The 22,123-nt window shown below is 32.9% G+C and carries 17 protein-coding genes, 13 tRNA genes and 2 rRNA genes; 6 read left to right on the forward strand and 26 right to left on the reverse strand.

Going from position 1 to position 22,123, the window contains the following annotated elements:
- Positions 1-7: 7 nt before the first annotated feature.
- Genes G540_RS0106560 through yjbM form a run of 3 tightly spaced genes read right to left on the reverse strand, consistent with a single transcriptional unit; the run spans position 8 to position 2,370 of the window.
- Positions 8-895: an RluA family pseudouridine synthase gene (locus G540_RS0106560; protein ID WP_027107471.1), complete on the reverse strand. Its 888-nt coding sequence runs from the start codon at positions 893-895 to the stop codon at positions 8-10.
- Entirely contained in the window at positions 885-1,691 is an 807-nt protein-coding gene (locus tag G540_RS0106565) for an NAD kinase (protein ID WP_027107472.1), read from the reverse strand. Before G540_RS0106565 ends, G540_RS0106560 begins: the two co-directional genes overlap by 11 nt.
- Before the next feature lie 43 nt (positions 1,692-1,734).
- Positions 1,735-2,370 (reverse strand): GTP diphosphokinase, encoded by a 636-nt coding sequence (yjbM, locus tag G540_RS0106570; protein WP_027107473.1) that lies wholly within the window; start codon positions 2,368-2,370, stop codon positions 1,735-1,737.
- Positions 2,371-2,654: 284 nt separating this feature from the next.
- On the opposite strand from yjbM, the gene G540_RS07180 reads away from it, so the two are divergent.
- Positions 2,655-3,317, forward strand: a complete 663-nt coding sequence (locus G540_RS07180) for a DsbA family protein (protein WP_051188983.1) — start codon at positions 2,655-2,657, stop codon at positions 3,315-3,317.
- Between the two features lie 49 nt (positions 3,318-3,366).
- On the opposite strand, the gene pepF is transcribed toward G540_RS07180, so the two are convergent.
- The 6 genes from pepF to nrdD form a co-directional block, all read right to left on the reverse strand.
- A complete protein-coding gene (gene pepF / locus G540_RS0106580) occupies positions 3,367-5,169 on the reverse strand; it encodes an oligoendopeptidase F (RefSeq protein WP_027107474.1) in 1,803 nt (600 codons plus the stop codon).
- A 58-nt stretch (positions 5,170-5,227) separates the two neighbouring features.
- Complete coding sequence (locus tag G540_RS0106585) at positions 5,228-6,196, reverse strand: competence protein CoiA (RefSeq protein ID WP_027107475.1); 969 nt, start codon at positions 6,194-6,196, stop codon at positions 5,228-5,230.
- Between the two features lie 92 nt (positions 6,197-6,288).
- Positions 6,289-7,029 carry an adaptor protein MecA gene (locus tag G540_RS0106590; protein ID WP_027107476.1) on the reverse strand — a complete coding sequence of 247 codons (741 nt, stop codon included), beginning with the start codon at positions 7,027-7,029 and terminating at the stop codon, positions 6,289-6,291.
- A gap of 158 nt (positions 7,030-7,187) precedes the next feature.
- Complete coding sequence (gene spxA / locus G540_RS0106595; RefSeq protein ID WP_027107477.1) at positions 7,188-7,592, reverse strand: transcriptional regulator SpxA; 405 nt, start codon at positions 7,590-7,592, stop codon at positions 7,188-7,190.
- 382 nt (positions 7,593-7,974) lie between these two features.
- The gene (gene nrdG / locus G540_RS0106600) at positions 7,975-8,592 is read right to left on the reverse strand and encodes an anaerobic ribonucleoside-triphosphate reductase activating protein (RefSeq protein WP_152973860.1); all 618 of its coding nucleotides are present in this window, start codon (positions 8,590-8,592) and stop codon (positions 7,975-7,977) included.
- Between the two features lie 100 nt (positions 8,593-8,692).
- Entirely contained in the window at positions 8,693-10,840 is a 2,148-nt protein-coding gene (gene nrdD, locus G540_RS0106605) for an anaerobic ribonucleoside-triphosphate reductase (RefSeq protein ID WP_152973854.1), read from the reverse strand.
- A gap of 655 nt (positions 10,841-11,495) precedes the next feature.
- Between nrdD and G540_RS0106610 the strand changes: the two genes are divergently transcribed.
- Positions 11,496-12,071 carry a TIGR01440 family protein gene (locus tag G540_RS0106610; RefSeq protein WP_027107480.1) on the forward strand — a complete coding sequence of 192 codons (576 nt, stop codon included), beginning with the start codon at positions 11,496-11,498 and terminating at the stop codon, positions 12,069-12,071.
- A 65-nt stretch (positions 12,072-12,136) separates the two neighbouring features.
- Here G540_RS0106610 and G540_RS0106615 read toward each other — a convergent pair whose 3' ends face one another.
- A complete protein-coding gene (locus G540_RS0106615) occupies positions 12,137-13,783 on the reverse strand; it encodes a phosphoenolpyruvate carboxykinase (ATP) (protein WP_027107481.1) in 1,647 nt (548 codons plus the stop codon).
- A gap of 180 nt (positions 13,784-13,963) precedes the next feature.
- Complete coding sequence (locus G540_RS0106620) at positions 13,964-14,995, reverse strand: YeiH family protein (protein WP_027107482.1); 1,032 nt, start codon at positions 14,993-14,995, stop codon at positions 13,964-13,966.
- Between the two features lie 123 nt (positions 14,996-15,118).
- Here G540_RS0106620 and G540_RS0106625 point away from each other — a divergent pair, with 123 nt between their 5' ends.
- Positions 15,119-15,997 carry a LysR family transcriptional regulator gene (locus G540_RS0106625; protein WP_035463638.1) on the forward strand — a complete coding sequence of 293 codons (879 nt, stop codon included), beginning with the start codon at positions 15,119-15,121 and terminating at the stop codon, positions 15,995-15,997.
- 55 nt (positions 15,998-16,052) lie between these two features.
- On the opposite strand, the gene trpS is transcribed toward G540_RS0106625, so the two are convergent.
- A complete protein-coding gene (gene trpS, locus G540_RS0106630) occupies positions 16,053-17,069 on the reverse strand; it encodes a tryptophan--tRNA ligase (protein ID WP_027107484.1) in 1,017 nt (338 codons plus the stop codon).
- A gap of 373 nt (positions 17,070-17,442) precedes the next feature.
- Between trpS and helD the strand changes: the two genes are divergently transcribed.
- From helD to G540_RS07315, 3 genes are all read left to right on the forward strand, one after another.
- Positions 17,443-19,752, forward strand: coding sequence for an RNA polymerase recycling motor HelD (gene helD, locus G540_RS0106635; RefSeq protein WP_027107485.1), 2,310 nt, complete (start codon positions 17,443-17,445; stop codon positions 19,750-19,752).
- Positions 19,753-19,861: 109 nt separating this feature from the next.
- A tRNA-Thr gene (locus G540_RS0106640) sits at positions 19,862-19,934 on the forward strand.
- Positions 19,935-20,072: 138 nt separating this feature from the next.
- Positions 20,073-20,660 carry a sigma-70 family RNA polymerase sigma factor gene (locus G540_RS07315; RefSeq protein WP_051188985.1) on the forward strand — a complete coding sequence of 196 codons (588 nt, stop codon included), beginning with the start codon at positions 20,073-20,075 and terminating at the stop codon, positions 20,658-20,660.
- A gap of 43 nt (positions 20,661-20,703) precedes the next feature.
- On the opposite strand, the gene G540_RS0106650 is transcribed toward G540_RS07315, so the two are convergent.
- From G540_RS0106650 to G540_RS0106715, 14 genes are all read right to left on the reverse strand, one after another.
- Positions 20,704-20,787, reverse strand: a tRNA-Leu gene (locus tag G540_RS0106650).
- Between the two features lie 25 nt (positions 20,788-20,812).
- Positions 20,813-20,883, reverse strand: a tRNA-Cys gene (locus tag G540_RS0106655).
- A gap of 20 nt (positions 20,884-20,903) precedes the next feature.
- Positions 20,904-20,975: transfer RNA gene (locus G540_RS0106660), tRNA-Gln, on the reverse strand.
- A gap of 22 nt (positions 20,976-20,997) precedes the next feature.
- Positions 20,998-21,070 (reverse strand) — tRNA-His (locus G540_RS0106665).
- Positions 21,071-21,074: 4 nt separating this feature from the next.
- Positions 21,075-21,148: transfer RNA gene (locus G540_RS0106670), tRNA-Trp, on the reverse strand.
- Between the two features lie 11 nt (positions 21,149-21,159).
- Positions 21,160-21,240, reverse strand: a tRNA-Tyr gene (locus G540_RS0106675).
- Between the two features lie 4 nt (positions 21,241-21,244).
- A tRNA-Phe gene (locus tag G540_RS0106680) sits at positions 21,245-21,317 on the reverse strand.
- A 35-nt stretch (positions 21,318-21,352) separates the two neighbouring features.
- Positions 21,353-21,425 (reverse strand) — tRNA-Asp (locus G540_RS0106685).
- A gap of 19 nt (positions 21,426-21,444) precedes the next feature.
- Positions 21,445-21,517 (reverse strand) — tRNA-Val (locus G540_RS0106690).
- Between the two features lie 8 nt (positions 21,518-21,525).
- Positions 21,526-21,597 (reverse strand) — tRNA-Glu (locus tag G540_RS0106695).
- A gap of 15 nt (positions 21,598-21,612) precedes the next feature.
- A tRNA-Ser gene (locus G540_RS0106700) sits at positions 21,613-21,703 on the reverse strand.
- Between the two features lie 13 nt (positions 21,704-21,716).
- A tRNA-Asn gene (locus tag G540_RS0106705) sits at positions 21,717-21,789 on the reverse strand.
- Positions 21,790-21,795: 6 nt separating this feature from the next.
- A 5S ribosomal RNA gene (gene rrf / locus G540_RS0106710) occupies positions 21,796-21,912 on the reverse strand.
- Between the two features lie 83 nt (positions 21,913-21,995).
- Positions 21,996-22,123, reverse strand: a 23S ribosomal RNA gene (locus G540_RS0106715); the annotation flags it as partial.

The following is a 22,123-nucleotide window of genomic DNA, read 5'->3' on the forward strand; positions in this document are numbered from 1 at the left end:
ACCTCTTTTATTTTTTATTAATAATTACTTGTATATCTGTTGGTAATGGACTTTTAATTTGAATCATTTCTTTTTTAAAAGGATGATAAAATTTAATTTGATAACAATGTAAACCTTGTCGCTCTAATGGCGCCATCTGCTTACCTTGATACATCTCATCACTAACTAAGGGATGGCCTAAATAAGCACAATGAACACGAATTTGATGTGTTCTCCCTGTATGTAACTTAATCTTACATAATGTTACTTTAGCATAATTTTGTTTAACTTTTAACTCAGTTTGAGCATTTTTTCCTTGTGTAGTCACTTTTCTTTTAAATAAACTGTTTTCATCACGTCCGATTGGCAAATTTATTAATGCTTTTTTAATCTTTAAATTGCCACTCAATAAAGCATAATATTCTTTTTGAATCGGATACTGATTTTGATTCTGTTCTAAGACTGCTTGAGCATAACCGTGTTTCGCAAGTAAAACTACTCCACTTGTATCCCGATCTAACCGCGTCATAATATGTGGAATAATCCCTCGATACCCCCGAACATGATAATACCCAAGAATACGATTAATTAATGAATCATCAGGATGCAACGCTGCTGGAATCGAGGCTAAATGAGCTGGTTTATTGACAATTAAATAATCTCGATCTTCATATAAGACCTCAATTGGAACAAATGACTTAACTAATTGATTTTTTGTTTCTTCAGGAGGTGTTCGTAATACAACAATATCTCCTGGATAAACTTTATCAACTACACGCCCTGATTTACCCGCCACACTAATCTCGCCACCACTATGACGGATTTTAGCTAATAAACGCCGCGACAGACCTTGCGCTTTTAAAAAATTCCGCAACTTCATTGGTGTTGCTTGTTCATATTTCCATTTAAACTCCATTCGCATCTCCAATAAAGGCATCTTGCACTCGCCGCCAAAAATGTTGATGACGATATTTCGCAAAATAAATTCTTTGTTTTGCTATTTTAAACATAATTTTTTCAATTTTACACCCTGATTTAGTTAAAGCATCAATCGTCAATACAAAATCAGTTCCATGATCTGGATATAACGTCACCCAATCACGTGGAGCGATAATCATTGGTGCACTAACCGTCCGAAAAACACGATTATTAATCGAACCAATTTCAGCAACTTGCATCACTTCTAAATTAGGATGTACAACAGCTCCACCTAAAGATTTATTATAAGCTGTTGATCCAGTTGGTGTAGATACACACAGACCATCACCACGAAAACTTTCGAAAAATTCACCACCAATATAAACATCAGTCACTAACGTTGTACCAATTTTCTTTAAAGCAGCTTCATTTAAAGCAATATATTTTTTCATATGTGGTTCATTTGCATACTTCACTTGTACTTCTAAAAGTGGATAACTAATCGATTGTCCATTATCTGATTGTAAACTAACAACTAAATCATCAATCTCATCTTCACGCCAATCAGTATAAAAACCTAAGTGACCTGTATGCACACCAACAAAACGAATGCTTTCTAATTGATCTTGATATTTATGGAATGCTGATAATAACGTTCCGTCTCCACCAATTGTAATCACAATTTCGGGATGCTTTTCATCTTCGACCATATGACATTCTAATAATTTCTTTTCTAAATTTCGTTTTACATTTTGCGATTTTGGTAGATCATTAGCAACAATTGCGAATTTCATAACTGACCTCTTTCACTAAAATTTAATTACTCTTTTGAATTTTTTAATCTTTATCATTATGCGGTGTCCGCTGTTTAAAGATTTGTTGGGCATTTTTAATTTCATCACGAATATTCGACATCTCAGTATCTAAAGAAAACGCCGCCTCAGCTGCTTTTTCTAGCCGTTCTGCAATTTCTAGCGGGAACGCACCTTGATATTTATAGTTTAAAGAATGCTCAATTGTGGCCCAAAAGTTCATAGCTAATGTCCGAATTTGAATCTCAACTTTAATTAGCTTTTCTCCTGACAACAATTGAATGGGATACTCAACAACAACATGATACGAACGATAACCACTTGATTTACGATTCGTAATATAATCACGTTCAGAAATAACTTTCATATCTCCCCGCGCTTTAATCAAATCTAATACTTGATAGATATCTTCTACAAATTGACAAACAATGCGAATTCCAGCGATATCTTCCATATTATCTTCAATTTCAGCTAATGTAATTTGTCGTCTTTGTGCTTTTTCTAAAATACTAGGTACAGCCTTGACTCTTCCGGTCACAAATTCGATCGGAGAATGTTGATCAGCTGTCTGATATTGATGTCGACAAGCTCGAAATTTAAACTTGAGCTCATTCACAACTTGACTATATGGATATAAAAATTCATCCCAAATGATTTCCATTGCACTCTCTCCACTCTTATTCCATTATCCTTATATAGTGTAACATAAGAGACTTTATTTTAGTTAATTTCAACTTGAGTACTTTTAATCTTTTTCGCTAATTTTTTTAATCATTTTTCATAATTGTCTTATTTTTATAAGCTTATTTCCACATCTTACCTTCCTTTTGTGTTATACTAGCTCTGGTATTCAAGAACTTTAGAAATAATAATCAAATATGTAACTATAATTTAATTTATAAAAACTATAAGTTTCAGCAAAAATATGGGGGGGGACAGCAACTGATGATTGAAATATATTTATTCGTAAATCCAATCGGAAATATCTGTTATCGAACAGAGCAGAATATTTTAAATTTGATTGAAGAATCAAAACGCGATATAACCTTTCGATTTATTCCTTTGTTATCACTAAATACAATCGATAACATTTTGGATCGCGAAAGCTTATCCAAAAACGACTTAAATTTACGTAATACTTTATCTAGAGAAGTTTATCGTGCGTCTTTAGATTACAAAGCTGCTTTATTTCAGGGTCAAAAACGCGGACGCTTATTCTTATTAAACGTCCAAGATCAAATCAAAAATAACGCTCAATATCATTATACTGAAGAAATTGCACAACAAGCTGCTATTGCCGCTCGTCTTGATTTAGAACTATTTAATGAAGATTGTAATTCTGAACTAGCAATCAAAGCATTCAAACAAGATCAAAAACTTGCCGCAGAAATGAAAGTAACTCAACATCCTTCCGTTGTAATTTTTGATCCTAGCAATGAAAAAACAGCTTTTTCAATTTCAGGTCCAGATTCAATGACCTTTTTGGATAATGTGTTAACAACTCAATTTTGTAATCATGGAGAAACTAATGTGGTTGCAGAAAAAAAGGCCCTCGAACAAATCCAATATTCAAAGAAAAATTCCAGTCATCCATTGCGTTTAAGATAAATAAAAATAAGCTAGCGAATAAATCGCTAGCTTATTTTTTTATCGTTTATTAAAGTAAATTTTCTAATTCATTCAAACGTTTTTCAAATACAGCAAAAGCTTTTTCTAAATAACGCGCATCTGTCATATCAACGCCCGCTTTTTGCATAACTTGAATTGGATAATCAGAACTACCCGCACTTAAATAATTCAAGTAAGCTTCTATGGCTTTGTCATCATGTTCTACAATTTTTTCAGCTAATGTAGTTGCTGCTGCAAAACCTGTAGCATATTGATACACATAGAAATTGTAATAAAAATGAGGAATCCGAGCCCACTCATAAGCAATTTGTGGATCGTTAACAATTGTTGGTCCATAATATTTTTGATTTAATTCAGCATAATAGTTAGACATCATTTCCGCAGTTAAAGGAATCCCTTGTGCATCCTGTTCATGAATCCATAATTCAAATTCAGCAAATTGAGCTTGACGGAAAACTGTTCCTTTAAAACCATCTAAATAATGATTTAAGACATATGCTCGTACTTCAGGTTTCAAATCTTCATCCAATAAAGCTTGTGTTAACAGATTTTCATTAGTTGTTGAAGCGATTTCCGCTAAGAAAATAGAATAATCACCATAATGATATGGTTGTGTATATGTTGTTAAATAACTATGCATACTGTGTCCCATTTCATGCACTAAAGTAAATAAATTATCTAAATTATCTTGCCAGTTCAATAAAATATATGGAGCTGTACCATAGACACCTGATGAATAAGCGCCACTACGTTTACCTTGATTTTCAACAACATCAATCCAACGATGTGAGAATGCTTCTTTCACATGACTTAAATAATCTTCACCTAAAATTCCTAAAACTGCAATAGTTTTTTCTTTAGCTTCTTCATAAGTATATTTCAAACTTGGTTCACCAGTTAAAGGTGCATAAATATCATACATATGAACTTCATCTAAATTCAATAATTTCTTACGTAATGCAACATAACGATGTAATAACGGTAAATTCTTCTCTACTTGTTGCAATAACGTTGTATATACATCAACCGGAATATGATTAGCTGCTAATGACATTTCTTGTGCACTAGCATATTTTCTGATTTTAGCACTAAAATTATGTTTTTTAACATGAGTTGCTAAAGTCATCGCGAATGTATTTTTATATTGATCATATACTGAATATAATTGCTCAAAAGCTTCTTTGCGAACAGTCCGATCGGCAGATTCTAATAATTTACCAAAAACACCATGTGATAACTGAACCTTTTCACCTTGTTCATCAGTTACAACTGGGAATTTTAAATCAGCATTGTTTAACACTTCAAAAATATTTTCTGGAGCTGCTAAAACATCACTGGCAGCAGCTAACAAAGCTTCTTCTTGCGTACTTAAAACATGCGCTCTTTGTTCCGTAATCGTTTCAATCAAATGTTTATATGTTGCTAATTTGGGTTCATCAGCTAGATATTGGTTAATTTGTTCTTCTGTTAATTGTAAAACTTCTGGTTCAAACCAAGCTGTTTGTGCAGCAACCTCAGCAGCTAATGAACGTGTCATAGCACTATAACCTTGATATTTAGGATTAGCTGTATCTTGATCATTTTTCATATTAGCATAGACATAAACTGTTTCTAATTGACTATCAATTGCTAAAAGAGCTTCTAAGGCTGTTAAAAATGCTGTTGGACCTTGATTTAAAGTATTTTGATATTGCCCTAAATCTCCAGCTTCTTTTTTTACTTTTTCCAAAGCGACTTCAAAAGCAGAATCATCTGAAAAAATTAAAGTTAAATCCCATGTTAATTCTACTGGGACTTCATTTCTTTTTGGTAATTGTTTAACGTTTCCCATCTTCACACCTAATTTCTTAAAATTTTGAACATATCTTTATTCTACTCAATAAAGCGCTTTATTGACAAGCCCTTAATTCCATCGTGACTAATTCTTGGCGAACAAATGGTGTGCGATAACAATATTGACTGGTCTTTTGCGCACCTAAATAATCACTTAGTAACTGATAATAACAATTCGGTATCCTTTTAGTAGGTGCTTGATAATACGGCTGTAAACGCTCCTGTAGTGCGGTTAACGTGTCTCTTCGTTGTTCATAACATAACTTTTGTAAATCGAGCATAACACCCGTTGAGCGGCGACAATTACGCGTTAAACACTTTTTTTGAATCTCTTGCTGTTTAGTTGTTAATTTAAAATAACCAACTTTTTGTGGTTGATGCATAAATGTACGCAACTCATCCCAATCTTTCGCAAAATACGTTTGCGCTTTAATCGGTAAAAAATCCGCCATTTGAATATTATAAACTAATTTAAAAGCCGGTTTACGCGTATCTAAATATAATAAATAATACCCCAAATTTACATGCCATCTTAAAAACTGGGCAATTTGACGTGTTAATTTCTTCTTATTATAAAATTGATAGTTTGGTCCTAAAAACCAACAATAGCGGTACCCCGCTTGTCTATATCCGCGTGAACGAAATTCTAACTCTTTTAAACTCATTGGTGCACATCGATATTCTAACGCTAAATATTCCTCTGGTGAAATTCGATATAAAACATCAGGTTGTTGTTGAAATTCACTTTGATAATCCTCTAACGTCACATCAATTTGAGCTAATTGACCTAATTTGAATAAAAATTCTTTTCCTCGAAGATGTTCCTCAGTTTCTCCTTGGCCTACGACACGTTTCTTACCTTTAGAAAAATGCGCAAAATACGGTTGTGTCATTCTTCCTTGTTTTAAAAATACTGGTTCTCGACAATAAGGACAATAATATTTTGCTTGTTTGGGAACTTCAAATTTCTGACAAGCTTCTCCTGCAGTGATTAGTTGCTGATTATTTAAATAAGCGTATTGCATACTTTTCCCTCCTTAAAAGGTCTTCGTATATAAATACGCTTTAAACAAAAAGAAAGCTGCTTTCTCATCGAAAACAACTTTCTTATTTCATATTATTTAAAATAATGACGTGCTAACTCAAAAGCCGCACTCTCCATAATCAATTTACCATGTTCTGCTAACACAGTTGGTGATTGCGTAATTTTCACTGCATATTCACCAGCTAAAGTAACAGCTAATCGATCTTTAGCATATTTATTTTGATCATCAAAAACGACAATATCTAAATAGTATGCATCTTGATAATAGTATAAATTAGCCATCACATCATTAGAAGGAACTACTTTAGCTAAATCAACAAAATCATTAAATGTTGCTAAACGAAAAACATAATGCTTTTCCACTTCATTAACATTCGCTAAATTATCCAAATAATGATCATCTTCATCCCATGCTTCATTATCTACTTGATTCGTGTTCCCTTGATCTGAATAGAGTTGCGCGGCATTGTTAAGCCCTTGTTCACTTTGAGTAACCTCTGCAATACCAAGACCTTCTGTTAATTCGGCCTTTTTCTTTTCTAATAATTCTTTTGTTTCTGCACTTAAATTTTCAGGATCAACTTTCGTAATAAATAATTCTAAACCATTTCGATCCGGCATAACTTGGAAAGTAACAGCTTCTGTATCACGAAATTCATGATCTGTATCAACTTCTTCAAGAATTTCATAAAAGAATTTTTCAATATCTTTATGGTTACCTAATAAATCAAGGACGGTCAAACCACGTTCAATCATGTCTTCATTTTCAATCAATACACGAATCGTATTAGCATTGATTTTTTCCATCTCCATCTTGGCACCCACCTCATTCTCTTTAATTACTTTATATTAACTAAGTATATCATAACTGATACGACTTGCGTTGAAAATATGTCTTACTTAAAAAAGACCAAAAAAGACTACTATTTTAACAAAGCAGTCTTCTCAGGTTAATTTTATTATTAATTGTCTTAAAAACTAATGCCAGCTAATTCTTGTGCCTTACGTAGTTCAAGCACACGAATTTCGCGTGGTAAAAAGCGTCTAATTTCATCTTCGTTATACCCTACTTGAAGACGTTTGTTATCTAAAATAATTGGCCGACGTAATAATCCTGGTTTTTCTTGAATTAAATCGAATAATTCTTTCATCGGAATAATATCTAAATCTAGGTTTAATTCTTGATATGCCTTGGAACGTTTTGAAATAATTTCTTCAGTTCCATCTTCTGTCATTTGCAAAATTTGTTTAATTTCATCTTTTGTTAACGGTTCTGAAAAAATGTTACGTTCTGTAAATGGAATATTATGTTCTTTGAGCCAAGAACGTGCCTTACGACATGATGTGCAACTCGGTGTCGTGTACAATATAACCATCTTAATTCTCCCCTTTAAATCAAATCTACCTAACAATATATCTTTTACACAACTTATTATACTACATATTTCAAAAAATAAAACCATTTCTTTGAAATTTATTTTACATTTAACGTTTTTACTATTTTATATTTTTTCAAAGCTACCGCAGTTAACCCTTTTACTCCCTTGTTTTTTATGACAACGTTTTTATTTAGCTAATTATTTTTAATAAGTTTCCTATTATAGTTAGTTAACTTGGGTTATATAACCTTTCGCGCAACCTTTTATAAACTGAGTGTTATCGGGTTTTTTAGATTGTTGAAAAGATTAATTTTTTTAGCAAAACTTAAAAAGCAAAGCTTTTATTTATCAGCTTTGCTTTTTAAGTATTCTTATTCAATTAACGAACTAGCTTATCCCAAATAACGACATCATTCTCTGCAAAAGATTTTTGAACATCGATAATTCTTTGGTTAGAACTCCCTCTAAATTGTAAAGTTAGGTCTTTTAAGCTCAATTCAAAACGACCATCTACCAAAATATCAATTTTAGATAAGAGTTCTAATTTATCATCTGTTTCTTGTAATAACTCATCCCAATAATAACCTGACCAAGACCAAATATCTTTCGTGTTACCAAATTCTGCGCGGATTCGATTCACAATTTTTAAACAAACTTCTGTATTCATAAATGGTTCTCCACCTAATAATGTTAACCCTTGAACATAATCATGACTCAAATCAGCAATAATTTGATCTTCAAGTTCTTGGGTATATAAAGTACCATAATTAAAGTTTTGCGAAGCAACATTATAACACCCAGGACAGGCAAATAAACATCCACTGACATAAAGACTGCAGCGAACACCTTCACCATCCACAAAGTTAAATGGTTTATAATCAGCAATCAAGTTCTTACTATAATCTTTTGCGACCCATTCTTTCGGTTTAGGATCAACAGGACGTTGAATTTTAACTTCACGTTCCCGTTTTTTGCGTCGTTCAATTTGTTTTAACATTTTTTTCGTAATGATATCTTTATTTTGGCAATCACCAAAACTCCGCTCACCACAAATATTAAACTTAATTTTATTCTCTTCCGACATTCAAATCAGTCCATTATAAATTTTTTGCTCGTGAAGAAATTTCGACGTGACGACCATGTACCATTGGTCTTTGTAATGGATTTCCTAAATAACCACAAGTCCGTTTTACACAATCACAACTCTTAGGATCATGGTTTCCGCAATCAGGACATTCAAAACCACGAGCTGTTGCTTTGAATTCACCTTCGAAACCACATTTATAACAACGATCAATTGGAGTATTTGTACCTAAATAACCAACTTTATCATAGGCCCAATCCCATACAGCTTCTAAAGCCTTTGGATTTTGACGTAAGTTTGGATATTCACAATAGTGAATAAAGCCACCACCAGCATATTTTGGATATTCCATTTCAAATGTTAATTTTTCAAATGGTGTTGGATGTTTACGAACATCGTAGTGGAAACTATTTGTATAGTAATCTTTATCTGTAATATCTTTAATTTCACCAAATTTTTCTGTATCTAATTGGCAGAAACGGTCTGTTAATGATTCACTTGGTGTTGAGTAAACACTGAAGTGATAATCATATTCATCAGCCCATAAATTACAGTTATCTTTTAATTCTTTAACAATTCGTACTGTAAAGTCATGTGCTGTTTTATTATTTTCCCAATTAGAACCAAAGAAATAAGCACCTACTTCATAAAGTCCAATATAACCTAATGAGATGGTTGCACGACGATTTACAAATAATTGATTAACATCTTCGCCTGGCTTCAACCGTTTACCAAACGCACCATATTGATATAAAATTGGTGCATTTTCTGGAACAGCTTCTGTAACACGTTTAGCTTTATAAACTAAAGCATCTTTACAAACTTGCATTCTTTCATTGAAAATTTCCCAGAAAAGATCCATATCATGATTAGATTGCAAAGCAATTCTTGGCAAGTTAACTGTTACAACCCCTAAGTTCATTCGACCAGAATTAATTTCTTGGCCATTTTCATCTTTCCATCCTTGTAAGAAAGATCGACAACCCATTGGAACTTTAAAACTACCTGTTAATTCAATAATTTTATCGTACATTAAGATATCTGGGTACATCCGTTTTGTAGCACAATCTAAAGCTAATTCTTTAATATCATAGTTAGGATCAGTTGGTTTCATATTTAAATCTTCTTTTAAAGCAAATACTAATTTAGGGAAAATAGCTGTTCGTTTTTCACGACCTAAACCTTCTAAACGAATATTTAAAATTGCTTTTTGGATTTCTCGTGACACCCAGCTTGTTCCTAAACCAAATCCTAAAGTAGTAAATGGTGTTTGCCCTTGTGATGAGAATAATGTGTTAATTTCATATTCTAATGCTTGCATTGCATCATAAATATCTTTTTTAGTACGTTCCATCGCAAATTCTTCACGTTTTTCTTCATCATCGATATATTCTTTAACTTCTTCTAAATGTTTTTCATAATTTTTCAATGCAAATGGTTCTAAAACTTCGTCCACACGATCAGCTGAACAGCCACCATATTGACTAGAAGCTACATTGGCAATGATTTGTGCCATTTGAGCTGTTGCTGTTTGAATAGATTTTGGACTTTCAACTTCGGCATTACCAATTTTGAAACCATTTGTTAACATTTCGCTAAAATCAATTAAACAACAGTTACTCATTGGGCTCCATGGTGTGTAGTCTAAATCATGATAATGGATATCCCCACGTAAGTGAGCTTTCCCAACATGTTCTGGTAACATTCTTAAACCTAATGTTTTACCAACTGTTCCGGCAGTTAAATCTCGTTGCGTATTAAAAACATTACTATCTTTATTAGCATTTTCGTGTACTAATTCTGGATCTCGTGATTGTAACCGTGCTAAACGAGCTGTAGGATCAGTTTCAACTTTCCATGCTTTTTTCATTGCTTGATGAACTGATTGGTATTGTTGTGCTTCAGCTTGATAACCTAATCCTTGTAACGCTTGATTAAAAGCAGCACGTACTTGATCAGCTGTCACTACATCATTACCGTTAAGACGAATTAAGATTTCTTTTACAACGGTTGCTTCTTCTTCGCCAAGCCCTAATTCACTAATAATGTATTTAATTTTATAAAGCGCGAAATTCATTTCATATCCATTATTTTTTATAAATTTTCGCGGTGCTTGTACTGCTTGAGCAGCGATTGTAATTGCCTTAACCATCTTAACCATCCTTTTTAATAGTATCTTTTTTATTTTTTTCAAGTATATAATATACGTATTTTTTCCGTTTTTTTAATCCTCAAGTCGAGAATTAATACAATTAATATTGTACCGACTTTTTCCGCAAAACACAACAGTTAGTATCTGGTTTTTTAAAAACGCACTAGATATTGTGTTTCTAATCAATGTTATAAGTAATTACAATGGCTCTTTTTTTATGATTTTTGATTTCTAAATAACTCGCTTACTACGCTAAATCATCCTTTTTTGTGGTCTACAAACAACTGATCAAAATTTTTTATTAATATCAATTTTACTTATTTTTTATCATCATATTCTCCCCTATTTAGTTCCAATTTATTTTTTCAGATCACTAAATATTGTTTCATTTTAACTATTTTTTCTTAATACTCAAATTTAAAATATGACTAAAAAATTCACATATTTAAATCCCAAAAAGTTTTAAATGATATAGAACAAAAATTCAATTCCTGCGCATCTAATAGTAATTTATGATATTGCTTTATCGAATACATTTTTCTTACAAAATTTAAACACCTAAAGAACAGAACCTTTAGAATATATTTTTTATTTTAATTTTTGATTTATTTTATTTTTTTGCGTTATAATATAAGTGTAGAATAAAAGAAATGAGGGAAGATCTATGGTACTAGACTTACATCAAGTGGAATTAGATGTGAAACAAGGTTTATCAGAATTACTTGAACAAGCTAACTTACGCCCAGGCGATATTTTAGTCCTTGGTATGAGTACAAGTGAAATTCAAGGTAATGCTATTGGTAAACACCCTAGTTTAAATGTTGCTCGTGCAGTGGTAAATACATTAGTGGAAGAATTAAAACCACTTAATATTCACCTTGCTGTTCAAGGTTGTGAACATTTAAACCGTGCTTTAGTAGTGGAACGCCCTGTTGCAGAAAAATATGGTTTTGAAATTGTAACCGTATTCCCTGCTGTTCATGCTGGTGGTTCTGGTCAATTAGCAGCTTTTGAAGCATTTGCTGAACCAGTTGAAATTGAACATATCGTAGCTCAAGCTGGGATTGACATTGGTGACACAATGATTGGTATGCACATCAAACACGTGCAAATTCCAGTTCGGACATCTATTAAATCAATCGGTGCTGCACATGTCACATATGCACGCACACGTCCAAAATTAATTGGTGGCCAACGTGCTAAATATGAATGGGATCCTAATTTCTTAAACGAAGACTAATTCCATTTAAACTAAAAGAGCGTACCTTGAAAATTCAAGGTACGCTCTTTTTATCTAGCTTATTTTTATAATTTATTAATAATTGTTTCTAAAGTTGTTTTAATTTCTGTTTGTAATGGATATGCTGGATTGTTTAATTCATATTCTTTAATCCAATCTAAACGAATTTCCATTCTTGTTTTTAATTTTTCAACATAATCAGCATCTGAAAAATCAACAGGGAAACCATCTAATGGCATGTATTCCAAGTTTGGTAACTCACCAAATGCTTGCCATTGATCACGATCTTCTACAATCGCTTCAATTAAGCCTAATGTTGTATCTTTACCAATATCTAAGCCATTATATTCGTGTGTATTAACAATATAGCAGTTAACACCTTGTTCGAATAATTCTTTAAAATCTTGGTAATCTTCAGCTAATGGATAAGCTCTAAATGGATCAGCAAATGGTTCAATAACTAACGCATTACGATCAACACCTGAAACAACATTTTCTGCAGTGGAACGTTTTGTAGCTAATGTTAAACCAAATGTTGCAGCTGTTGTAGGATCTGTTAATTTCAAGACTGGTGGAAGACTATCATCTTTCATAATCCAGAAAATTGAGTTAACTGGTGCATCTTCTTTATCAACACGGTTTAAAGATGCATAACGTGTTTTAATAGTACGACCATTACCATTACGTAAATCTTCTGTTACTAAGACGCGTTCACCTTTTTCATTTAAAGTTACACCAACGTTCATAACAGTTGTGAAATATTTTGTTTCACGTGTTCCTGGTAAATAATCATTTGTTTTATCAAAATATGCTGGTTCTAAAGCAACTGAGCTACCATCTTCACGGGAAATAACAAATGCATCATCATGTAAAACAGTAATATCATACTTACCATCATGTTTAGCATGTGTTAATGTTGATTTTCCTGAACCGGATAAACCGTAAAATGCAAATACTTTATCTTCTTTATCAGTAAAGTGGAATGCTTTTTCACCACCGTGACAAGCTGTGAAGCCATGTCGGTGAGCAATTGCCCATGCCATTGTAAGTGTAGCTTTTTTAATTTCACCAAAGTAACGTAAACCTAAAATTGCTGCTGAGTTGTGTGGTGCATCAAAAATTACTAATCCATTTGGATAGTCAGGATGTGACCAGTATGGATCCATATAAAGGTAAATATCACCTTCATCAGCTAACGCTTTAGATTCAGCGTACATTTTATTATATGTTTCATTAACAGCTTGGAAGTTTAACATAAATGATAATAAATCAACTTCATAGCCTTCTGGAATTGCAAAGTGAGCTTTCACCATGAAATCTTTATCTAAACCAACAAAAACGTCAGATGTATAAAAATCACGTTGAGCCCCTTCAAAAATAGCTTCTTGTAAAACTTTATTTAATAAATCGACATCTTCTTTTGGATCATCGATTAAATGACGTGCTGCGGCTGTTCGTCCAACAATCGCACCATGATTATCCACAAGCATTTTCGCATCATGTGGTAAGCCTAATTCATCAGTATGAATAATTGGTAAATCCGTAATGATGGTATTTGGTGATTCTGCAGCCAAATAGTAAGCGCTTGCAATATCAACCACAGGATTCATATTATTAGCATAAAAAGCCGATTCAATCGTTGTACGTGTCCGTGAAAAAATCGGATTCTTTTTATTGATATCTTTTTCAGAAAATTTTTCTTTTGTACTCATGGATTGCATTCTCCTTCAAATTTTAAAATATTATCTCTTACATAGAAGAAAATTACATTTTTCTATATAAATCTAGTTTATCATAATTAATTTCATTAAAAATAGTCATTAAATTAGATTATAAAATACCACACAAAAAAACTATTCAGCAATTCCTTGCCGAATAGTTTTGTAATTTGCTTAAAATAAATAAATGCTTACAAGTAGCATAAAAATTAATAAGATTGTCGAACTAATAAATGCACCTTTAAAAACACTTTGGCCTCTTTTGAATAAAACTTTAAAATTAACTGACATCCCTAAAGCGGCCATAGCCATCCCTAAAAAGACATATGCTGCTTGTACTAAAAAGTTAATAACACTTTCTGGAATAGGCATAAATGTTCCAATTAAACTTGATAAAATAAAACCAGCCATAAACCATGGAATAGGTAATTTTTTCAATTTAATTTGTTTACCACTTGTTGCTTGCATTTCTTTTTGTAAATGTTTTTGATACCAAATACCCACAACTAAAGCAGCTGGTGCTAATAGTAAAACACGTGATAATTTCATAATAATCGCATGTTGTAAACTAACTGCACCACCAGCTCCACCAGCAGCTACTGCTTGAGCAATTTCATGTAATGAACCCCCAGCCATAATCCCAAACTGAGCATCACTTAAATGTAAAAATGATTTCAAAGTTAATTCAATTAAAATAAATAAAGTTCCCATAACACTAGCAACAGCCACTGCTAAAACTTCATTTTCCCGTTTTCTTTCTTCATCAAAAGTTTCTATTTGTGGAGACATCCCCATTACAGCAGCAGCACCACAAATACCACATCCAGTCGCGGTTAAAATAGCTAATTCAGAATCTGCTCCAAAATACATACATAATTTATAAGTTAAAAAGATTGTACAAGTCACAACAATCATTGCAATTACAATTGTTTTAACACCTGATTGTGCTAATGTTACTAAATTCAATTTGAATCCTAATAAAATAATACCTAGACGTAAAAATTTATTCGAAATAAATCCAATTCCTGGACGTGCTTTATTAATTGTTTTAGGCGCACTTTGTAATAACATCCCTAATAACATAGATAAGACTAATGCACCTATTAAATTCAAGTAAGGTATCTTAGCAATCGTAACCCCTAACATCGAACATGTTAAAGTTAAAACCGCAGCTAACCAAAAAGTTTTTTCTTTCATAATTTTCATCGATTTCATTCTCTCTCACTCCTTCATATCATTTGCCAATTAAATATACCAAATATCTTGAATAACTTAAAATAATGAATTACGATAACATTATAACTTTTACTTATGAAGGAGTTTTTTCTAATGTTACTTGATCCTAAAATTAAAACATTTTATACTGTAGCTCAATATATGTCTTACACCAAAGCAGCAGAAGCTTTATATATTAGTCAACCCGCTGTTTCTCAACAAATTAAAACTTTAGAAACCGACTTAAACTTAAGATTATTCACTTATGAAAATCGTAAATTAAAATTAACTCCAGCTGGCAATACTTTATTCACTTTTACCAAATCTTTAAACTCTCAAACGAATAAAATGTTTACTTTACTGCACAATCAAACACAAAAAAAGGAAATTAATTTTGCAGCAACACAATCCGTTAGTGAATTTCTCGTTCCTACTTTTTTAAAAAAATTAGCAACTAATCATGATTATCATAAAATCAATTGTACTGTCGCCAACACCCAAACTAGTTTAACAGCGTTACGAAATGGTCACGTTGATTTTGCTATTATTGAAGGTAATTTTGATAAAAAAGAATTTTCTGTCCATCAAATTACAAAAGAACCTTTTATTGCTGTCGCCTCGCCAAAACTTGGTTTCAGCTTAACCAAACAATATCAACTCACAGACTTATTAGTTTACCCCATTATTACCCGTGAAGAAGGTTCCGGTTCACACGAAATTTTCAAAAGTATTATTAATGCACAAAATATTAGTGTTGCAGATTTTGCTGAAATCATCCAAGTTGGTAGCCCCTCTTTAATTCGCCAATTATTATTAGACCAAGTTGGTATTTCTTTTATTTATCAATCAATGGTGCAAAAAGAATTAACTACTCAAACTCTAATGAAAATTAATTTAACTGATATTAATGTTCATCATGATATTTATTTTGTTTACTTAAAAGATTCATATTTTGAATCACAATATTTAGAATTATTATCTGAATTTAATTAAAATAAAAACTCTCTGAGATCTACTAATCTCAGAGAGTTTTCTTACTTTATAATAATTAACATTTAAAATAGTTAATTCCCATTGCATCTTTAACTTCTTCCAAAGTCTTATCAGCAACAGCATTAGCACGTGCGCTACCTTCTTCTAACATACGATAAATTGCTGGAATATCTTTAGCTAATTCAATCCGACGTTCTCTAATTGGTCGTAATTTATCTTCTAAAACTTCATTTAAGTAACGTTTAATCTTAACATCACCTAAACCACCAGCACGATATTGTTCTTTAAGTTCTGCAACTTTTTCTTGATCGTCAGCAAAGATATCTAAGTAAGTAAATACCATATTACCTTCAACTTGACCAGGATCTTCAATTCTAATATGATTTGGATCTGTATACATAGACATAACTTTCTTACGTAATGTATCTGCATCATCGGATAAATAAATCGCATTACCTAAAGATTTACTCATTTTCGCATTTCCATCTAACCCTGGTAAACGACCTGATCCTTTTTGTGGGAAAACACCTTGTGGTTCAACTAAAACATCACCATAAATATTGTTAAAACTTCTAACAATTTCACGTGTTTGTTCTAACATTGGTTCTTGATCATCACCCACAGGGACTAATTCAGCTTTAAATGCTGTAATATCCGCAGCTTGGCTAACTGGATATGTGAAAAATCCAGCTGGTAAAGAACGATTAAAACCTTTTTGTTGAATTTCAGCTTTAACAGTTGGATTTCTTTCTAAACGTGCAACTGTTACTAAATTCAAATAATAAAGATTAAGTTCAGCTAATGCAGGAATTTGGGATTGTACAAAAATTGTTGATTTTGTAGGGTCAATTCCAACTGCTAGATAGTCTAGTGCAACTTCAATTAAAGAATTGCGAATTTTTTCTGGATTACGAGCATTATCTGTTAATGCTTGTTGGTCAGCAATCATAATGAATGTTTCATATTCACCTGTATTTTGCATTTCCACCCGTTTCTTTAATGAACCAATATAGTGACCTAAGTGTAATTTACCAGTTGGTCGATCCCCTGTTAAAATAATTTTTTTATCCATCTTAAATCCTCCTCTATTTCTGGCTTAATTCTACAAAAAAAGCGACCTACTCTCATAATGAGAATAGGACGCTTTCACGTGGTGCCACCTAAATTGCAGAATACTGCCGCTTAATTAATATATTTAATGTGTTTGCTTCTCATAGGCCCAATTCATAAAAACGGCTTTTCTTTCAGCAGGTTAAAAAGCTCTCTGTCGATGTTTTTACTACTTAACTAATCATTGAAGCTAATTTTGATTATAGCTAAACTCTTTCGAATTGTAAAGGGTTCCTGAATTTCTTTTCAGCTTTCACCTGATTTTGCAGATTTTTTAGCTAACTTTGCTTATAATAAGAAACAGACACTTACATTATAAATAAGGAGTTAATCAAATGGATCCTCTCAATAAACAAAAAGAACAAGATCATCTAAAATCTGTTCATCAAGAAATCGTCCAACGTTATGATGATTTAACTGAAGAATATGAACAAGCTCATACTGAAACAACCTTAGTAGAAAATAATTATACTCAAAATACTAAAATTAACACTTTCGAAATTGATGACCAAATGGAAACCAATGCGGAAGTGCAACAACAAAAACAATTAGTAGCTAAAAACTTACTGTCAGAAAAAATTCTGGAACAACAACTCCATCAACTGAATTTATTAAAAGACTCCCCTTATTTCGGACGAATTGATATTAATGAAGATGGCGATCATGAAAAACTTTACATTGGTACATCATCTTTTATTGACGAGAATGATGATTTCTTAGTTTATGATTGGCGCGCTCCAATTTCTAGTATTTACTATAACGGAACATTAGGAGCCGTAACTTATGATACTCCTCGTGGCAAACAAGCTGCTGAATTAACTAAAAAACGCCAATTTAATATTAAAAACGGAAAATTAATTAGCATGTTTGATACAAATGAAGTTGTTGGTGATGAAATTTTACAAAATGCTTTAGGTCAAAATAGTGCTGAATATATGCAAAATATTGTCGCTACTATTCAACAAGAACAAAATGCCATTATTCGTGATACAACAAGTAATTTGCTATTAGTACAAGGTGTTGCAGGTTCGGGGAAAACTTCCGCTATTTTACAACGCATTGCGTATTTGTTATATCATAGCCGTAAAGAACTATCTGCTGAACAAATTGTCCTCTTTTCACCAAATTTACTGTTCAGTAATTATATTTCACAAGTATTGCCTAGTTTAGGTGAAAAGAATATGCGCCAAGTCACTTTAGCTGAATTTTTAGCTCAAAGATTACAAGGCTTACATGTAGAAACTTTATTCAAAGCTTATGAAAATCAAATGACCGCCAAAGCCAACCCGCATTTAGCGACTTTAGATACTAAAATCACAGAATTAACACACAATGCTAAAATTTCAGCTGATTTTATGGAACAAATTAAACATTATGCTACTACTCTAAATCCTATTGATTTTCAATTTTGCGATATCATTTTAGATTCTAAAATTGTTTTTTCAGCTGCTCAAATTAAAGAGTTTTATGCTTCAACAGCTGAAAATTTAGCACCTCAACAACGCTTTTTAGAAACCAAAGATTTACTCTTTAAAGCGTTAAAAGATCAAGTTATTACCGAAATGTCCAGTGACTGGGTTTATGATCAAATAGAAAGTTTATCTGATAGTGAATACCATGATTATTTAATTGGTAAACAACGTAGTGCCTTCCAGGAAATAGCTGATGAACAAGCTTATATCGCTAAACAAATCGTTGAAAATAAATACGCAAAAATTTATGATGCTATTTATAATGACTTCTTTTTTGATGTTTATGCTCAATATGCTGATTTCCTACAATTTGTTGCTACTGATAGTGAAGCAGCACCTTTAATTGTCCGCCTCTTTAATGAACAAATTGAAATGCATAAAATTGCTTTAGATGACTGTGCTCCTGTATTGTATTTACGTGACTTATTAACTGGATCTGGGCAAAATCATAGTATTGCTCATCTTTTTATTGATGAAATGCAAGATTACACTTTAGCCCAATTAATTTATTTAAAACATGCTTTTCCAAATGCTAAATTGACACTACTTGGTGATAGTGAACAAGCTTTATTTAATGAATTAGTTTTACCAGCTGATTTACTCAATGAAATTCAATCTAATTTAAATATTTCTAAAGCCAAAATTGTCCAATTAAAACAAAGCTATCGTTCAACTCAAGAAATTACAGAATTTACCAAAGCCCTACTGCCTGATGGTGATGAAATCACATCATTTGCACGTAATGGTAATAAACCACTTGTTATTCGGACATCAGATCGTAAAAATCGGGATTTAGCTTTAAAAGAACAACTCAAATCACTGTTAAAAAAATATCCTAAAGTAGCTTTAATCACACGAGATTTATCTGAAAGTAAAAAATTAGCCAAAAAACTCCAAGTTAATTTCCCTGTAACACTACTTAAAGATAACGATCGTAATTTACCTGATGGATTATGTATTCTGCCAATTTATTTAGCCAAAGGTTTAGAATTTGATGCTGTTGTAATGACAAATTTAACACCTGAATTATATCAAGACAATCATGATTTAGGTATTTTATATACAATTTGTTCTCGTGCTATGCATGAATTAGTTTTAATTACATCAGCTGATTTACCTCCTCTATTACAAAAAATTCCTTTTGAATTATATACAAGTGAATTTTATTTTTAAGATCATTTAATCAAAATAACCAGTAAAAATCGCTGTCGGTATGCGTTTTTTACTGGTTATTGCTTTTTAAAATCAATTGTACTATAATATTGAAGTAGTTTTATTACATGCCATTTTAGCTCAGCAGGTAGAGCATCACCATGGTAAGGTGGGGGTCACCGGTTCAAGTCCGGTAAGTGGCTTTTAACAAGATCTCATTAATTTGAGGTCTTTTTTTGATCTTTAAAATTTCTTTAATCTTTTCATAAATCAGTTAATATACTTCATAAACTAGCCGTTTTAAAATAAATCTAGATTTTAAAACGAAAGGATTATTCTTGATGACACAAAATGATTTATATTATATTGAACACATTAAACATAGAAAAGATATCAACAATTGCTTATATCATTTAATTACTAAATATAAACCTTTAATTAATGCTTCAATCAAAAACTATCCCCTCCAATCACCTTATTGCACCCGGGAAGATTTAAAACAAGAAGCGTATATTACATGCTATAAAGCAGCTCTCAAATATCGTGACAATATGCACGTTACATTTGGTGCCTTCTACAAAACTTGCCTAAAAAATCACTACACAAGTATTTTACGTAAAGAAAATGCTTTTAAAAGACAATCTAATAAACACACAAAATCATTAGATGCAATCGCAGCAACGCAACATTTAGATCATTTATTTATCGATCCTAAAACTTATTATTTAGAAGATTATTTAATTTGTTTAGATTTATTTCACAGTTATTATAATCAACTATCTGATGCAAAACTTTTAATTTTAAATTATTGCTTACTCAAACCTTATAAGCAAAAAGAAATTGCTCAAATTTTAAATGTATCTCCACAATCTATTTCAAAAACAATGCAATACTGTACTCATGGTTTAAAACAATATCTCAATATATAACAAAAAAGAGGAACTTCTAATAAAGAAGTTCCTCTTTAATCAATACCGGTGATCGGGGTCGAACCGATACGTCCTAATGGACACTGGATTTTGAGTCCAGCGCGTCTGCCAATTCCGCCACACCGGCATAAAATTATGCTTATTATTTCTACAGGCGGTAACCGGATTTGAACCGGTGATAAAGGTTTTGCAGACCTCTGCCTTACCACTTGGCTATACCGCCATATAAGGATCAAATCCTTACTGGGGTAGCTGGATTCGAACCAACGCGTGAGGGAGTCAAAGTCCCTTGCCTTACCGCTTGGCTATACCCCAAAAATAAAATCAAATAAAAAAAGGCGGTAGATGGGAATCGAACCCACGAATGCCGGAGCCACAATCCGGTGCGTTAACCACTTCGCCACTATCGCCATATGGCAGGGGTAGTAGGAATTGAACCCACACCGACGGTTTTGGAGACCGTAGTTCTACCTTTAAACTATACCCCTGTTATAAAAAATGGAAGGGAGTGGATTCGAACCACCGAACCCGAAGGAGCGGATTTACAGTCCGCCGCGTTTAGCCACTTCGCTACCCTTCCATAATGGCGCGGGACGGAATCGAACCGCCGACACATGGAGCTTCAATCCATTGCTCTACCGACTGAGCTACCGAGCCATTTAGCTAATAAATTAATTAATAATAATTAATTACGGTCCCAACCGGATTTGAACCGGTGATCTCCTGCGTGACAGGCAGGCGTGATAACCCCTACACCATGGGACCAAGAATATTTAATTCTTAATGGAGGTTACAGGGTTCGAACCTGTGACCCTCTGCTTGTAAGGCAGATGCTCTCCCAGCTGAGCTAAACCTCCAAATTATATGACCCGTACGGGATTTGAACCCATGTTACCGCCGTGAAAGGGCGGTGTCTTAACCACTTGACCAACGGGCCATCATTAAATGATGACGGAGAGTAAGGGATTCGAACCCTTGAAACAGGCTTTACCCGTTTACATGATTTCCAATCATGCTCCTTCGGCCAACTCGGACAACTCTCCAGTTATTCATTAACTCCGGCAGGCGGGCTCGAACCGTCGACAACCTGATTAACAGTCAGGTGCTCTACCAACTGAGCTATGCCGGAATAACCGCACGGCAACGTCCTATCCTCACAGGGGGCGATCCCCCAATTACTTTCGGCGCTAAGAAGCTTAACTTCTGTGTTCGGCATGGGAACAGGTGTGTCCTTCTTGCTAGCGTCACCGCACTATTTTGTTGTTTGAAAGATTTTATTCTCTCAAAACTAGATAATAACTTTCTTTTCTCTCCGAGTCAACCTTCGTTTTTCTTTTGGTTAAGTCCTCGACCGATTAGTAATGGTCCGCTCCATATATCACTATACTTCCACTTCCATCCTATCTACCTGATCATCTCTCAGGGGTCTTACTTCCTTACGGAATGGGAAAACTTATCTCGAG

It is taken from the genome of Ligilactobacillus ceti DSM 22408 (assembly GCF_000423245.1).
Lineage (GTDB): Bacteria > Bacillota > Bacilli > Lactobacillales > Lactobacillaceae > Ligilactobacillus > Ligilactobacillus ceti.